The sequence below is a fragment of the Halorubrum sp. SD612 genome, from assembly GCF_002135005.1.
This window is the reverse complement of sequence record NZ_NEWI01000241.1, coordinates 1-2,831: the sequence shown is the minus strand read 5'-3', so window position 1 is coordinate 2,831 and position 2,831 is coordinate 1. Positions and strand designations below refer to the sequence as shown.

The 2,831-nt window shown below is 72.3% G+C and carries 4 protein-coding genes; 3 read left to right on the top strand and 1 reads right to left on the bottom strand.

From position 1 onward, the window contains the following. On the top strand, nt 1–731 hold a 731-nt coding region (locus B9G38_RS15800), incomplete at its 5' end, for a ketopantoate reductase family protein (RefSeq protein WP_086221009.1). A gap of 49 nt (nt 732–780) precedes the next feature. On the opposite strand, the gene B9G38_RS15795 is transcribed toward B9G38_RS15800, so the two are convergent. Further along, the gene (locus B9G38_RS15795) at nt 781–1,002 is read right to left on the bottom strand and encodes a hypothetical protein (RefSeq protein ID WP_086221008.1); all 222 of its coding nucleotides are present in this window, start codon (nt 1,000–1,002) and stop codon (nt 781–783) included. 274 nt (nt 1,003–1,276) lie between these two features. On the opposite strand from B9G38_RS15795, the gene B9G38_RS15790 reads away from it, so the two are divergent. Then, nucleotides 1,277–2,125, top strand: coding sequence for a CBS domain-containing protein (locus B9G38_RS15790; protein WP_086221007.1), 849 nt, complete (start codon nt 1,277–1,279; stop codon nt 2,123–2,125). Further along, a partial coding sequence (gene glyS, locus B9G38_RS15785; protein ID WP_086221006.1) for a glycine--tRNA ligase occupies nt 2,126–2,831 on the top strand: 706 nt, incomplete at its 3' end.

The following is a 2,831-nucleotide window of genomic DNA, read 5'->3' as shown; positions in this document are numbered from 1 at the left end:
CGCTCACCGACGGGCGACACCGCGCCGCCGACCTCGCACTCGTCACGACCAAGGCGTACGACACCGACGCGGCCGCCCTGGCGCTCGCGACCGGCGAGTACGACGCGGTCTGCTCGCTCCAGAACGGGCTCACCGAGGAGCGGCTGGTCGCCGCGCTCGACGCGACGGTCCTCGCCGGCACCGCGAGCTACGGGGCCCGGTTCGCGGAGCCCGGCCGCGTCACCTGTACCGGCGTCGGCGAGGTCGTCGTCGGGCCGCTCTCCGGCGGCGCGAGCCCCGCCGCCGACCGGGTCGGCGCGGCCTTCGACGCGGCCGGTGTCGAGGCGGTCGTCGCCGACGACATGCCGGCGCGCCGCTTCGAGAAGCTCGCGGTCAACGCCGGGATCAACGGCCCCTCGGCGCTCGCGCGGACCGAGAACGGGACGACGCTCGACGGGCCCGCCGGCGAGATCGCCCGCTCGTCGGCCCGCGAGACCGCCCGCGTCGCTCGCGCGGTCGGGGTCGATCTGGCCGACGAGCGGGCGGTGGCCGCCGTCGAGCGCGTCGCCGCCGACACCGCCGCCAACCGGTCCTCGATGTGCGAGGACGTCGAGAACGGGCGCCGCACCGAGGTCGACGCCATCTACGGCGCGGTCGTCGACCGGGCGGACCGCCACGGCGCGTCGGCGCCGACCTGTCGGACGATCGGGTCGCTGCTCCGCGGCTGGGAGGCGGCTCGCGGGCTCCGCTGAAAAAGGGATTTACGATCGAAACGCGGCGGCGGTCGCGCCCGCTACGCGCTCAACACCACTCCTCGAGGACGGTCGCGTCGGTCTCGTCGACCGACACCCACGCGTCCTCCCGCGAGACGTCCGCGATGACGAGCTCCGATCGCGACGACGAGGAGTCGATGGACGCCATCACGTCCGGCGCGTCGGCGGCGTCGAGCGCCGGGTCCGTCGGCAGCGCCGTCCGGCGGCGGTCGGGGTCCGGCTCGTCCCAAGGAGTGGAACTCCGTGACATGGTTGTGAATAGTTCACAGTACGTATAAGAGTTGCGAACCAGTTCGGATCCGACCGTCGGATCGACGATTCCGGTGACTCGTCGCCGACGCATCTCCCGCTGAACCGCCGCTCCGGCGACGATTCGCCGAAACGTGTCGGGTTTCTCATCCGCCCGGCGGCCGGCCGACTCCCCGAGCGTCCGCCGCCGAACGCCGCGGTCCGCCAGCGTCGCCGGGTGACCCGCCTCCGCACACCTTCGCAGTATACAAGAGGTGCCACGCTGAAAGACGGGCATGAACGTCGCAGACGCCATGACGCCCCGGTCGGAGCTCGTCGTCGTCGAGATTCCCGGCAGCCGGAACGACGTGTTGGAGTACATCCAGGAACACGGGTTCTCGTCGGTCCCGGTCGTGAAAGACGTCGACGGCGACGAGGTGTACCGCGGGCTCGTCACGCGCGACGACCTCATCGAACAGCCGGACGAGGACCAGCTCGCGCTGCTGATGCGCGAGGTCCCGACCGCCGGGGCCGACGACGACATCGTCGACGCCGCCCGGACGATGGTCGCCGAGGGCTCGCGCCGGCTCCCCGTGGTCGACGGCGACGACCTCGTCGGCATCCTCACCGTCACCGACGTGATCCGAGCGATCGCCCGCGGCGAGGTCGACGGCGAGACGGCCGTGGGCGAGCTCGCGACCCGCGAGGTCAACGCGACCCACGCCGAGACCCCGCTCCCGGTCGCCGAGCGCGAGATCGCGCTCTCCGGCGTCCCGTACGCGGTCGTCCTCGACGACGACGCGGCGACCGCGGGCATGCTCACCGAGGTCGACATCCTGGAGGTCGCCCGCGTCGTCGAGGGCGAGGCGAGCACGGGCGACTCGATCGCCGAGCAGGACTCCGAGTGGTCCTGGGAGGGGATCAAGGCGACCGGCGCGCGCTACCTGCCGACCCGGAACGTGGAGATCCCCGCGGAGGCGGTCCGGCACTTCATGACCGAGGACCTCATCACCGTCAACGCCACGCGGACGGCCAAGGAGGTCGCACAGGAGCTCATCAGCAACGACATCGAGCAGGTCCCGCTCGTCTCGGGCACGGACCTGGACGGGATCGTCCGCGACGTCGACCTGCTGGAGGGGCTGTAGATGGCCGCGGACGCGCTCGCCGAGCTCGCGAAGCGCCGCGGCTTCTTCTTCGGGTCGAACGGCGCCTACGGCGGCACGGCCGGCTTCTACACCTTCGGCCCGCAGGGGGCCGCCCTCAAGCGGAACGTCGAGGACGCGTGGCGCGACCGGTTCACCATCCGCGAGGGGAACCGCGAGATCGAGGCGCCCACGATCATGCCCGAGGCCGTCTTCGAGGCCTCCGGCCACCTGGAGGGGTTCGACGACATGCTCGTCGAGTGCCCCGAGTGCGGCGAGTCCCACCGCGCCGACCACCTCGTCGAGGACGCCACCGCGATCGAGGACGCCGAGGCGCTCCCGGGCGAGGAGGTCGCCGAGCTGATCGCCGACAACGACATCGCCTGTCCCGCCTGCGGCACCGAGCTCGCCGGCCAGCCGGTCGAGGCGTTCAACCTCATGTTCGCGACCGACATCGGTCCCGGCGACGCCCAGCCCGGCTACCTCCGCCCGGAGACCGCGCAGGGCATCTTCGTCGAGTTCCCGCGGCTGAAGGAGTACGCCCGCGGGAACCTCCCGTTCGGGATCACCCAGATCGGTCCCGCCTACCGCAACGAGATCTCGCCGCGCGGCGGGCTGCTCCGCCTCCGCGAGTTCACGCAGGCCGAGCTGGAGCAGTTCATCGACCCCGAGGAGGACGAGCCGCCGCTCGACCGCGTGCGCGACGTGG

What these genes read in the sequence shown, in the direction of transcription:
- B9G38_RS15795 (WP_086221008.1), bottom strand. Translation starts at nt 1,002, where the DNA reads ATGTCACGGAGTTCCACTCCTTGGGACGAGCCGGACCCCGACCGCCGC.
- B9G38_RS15790 (WP_086221007.1), top strand. Translation starts at nt 1,277, where the DNA reads ATGAACGTCGCAGACGCCATGACGCCCCGGTCGGAGCTCGTCGTCGTC.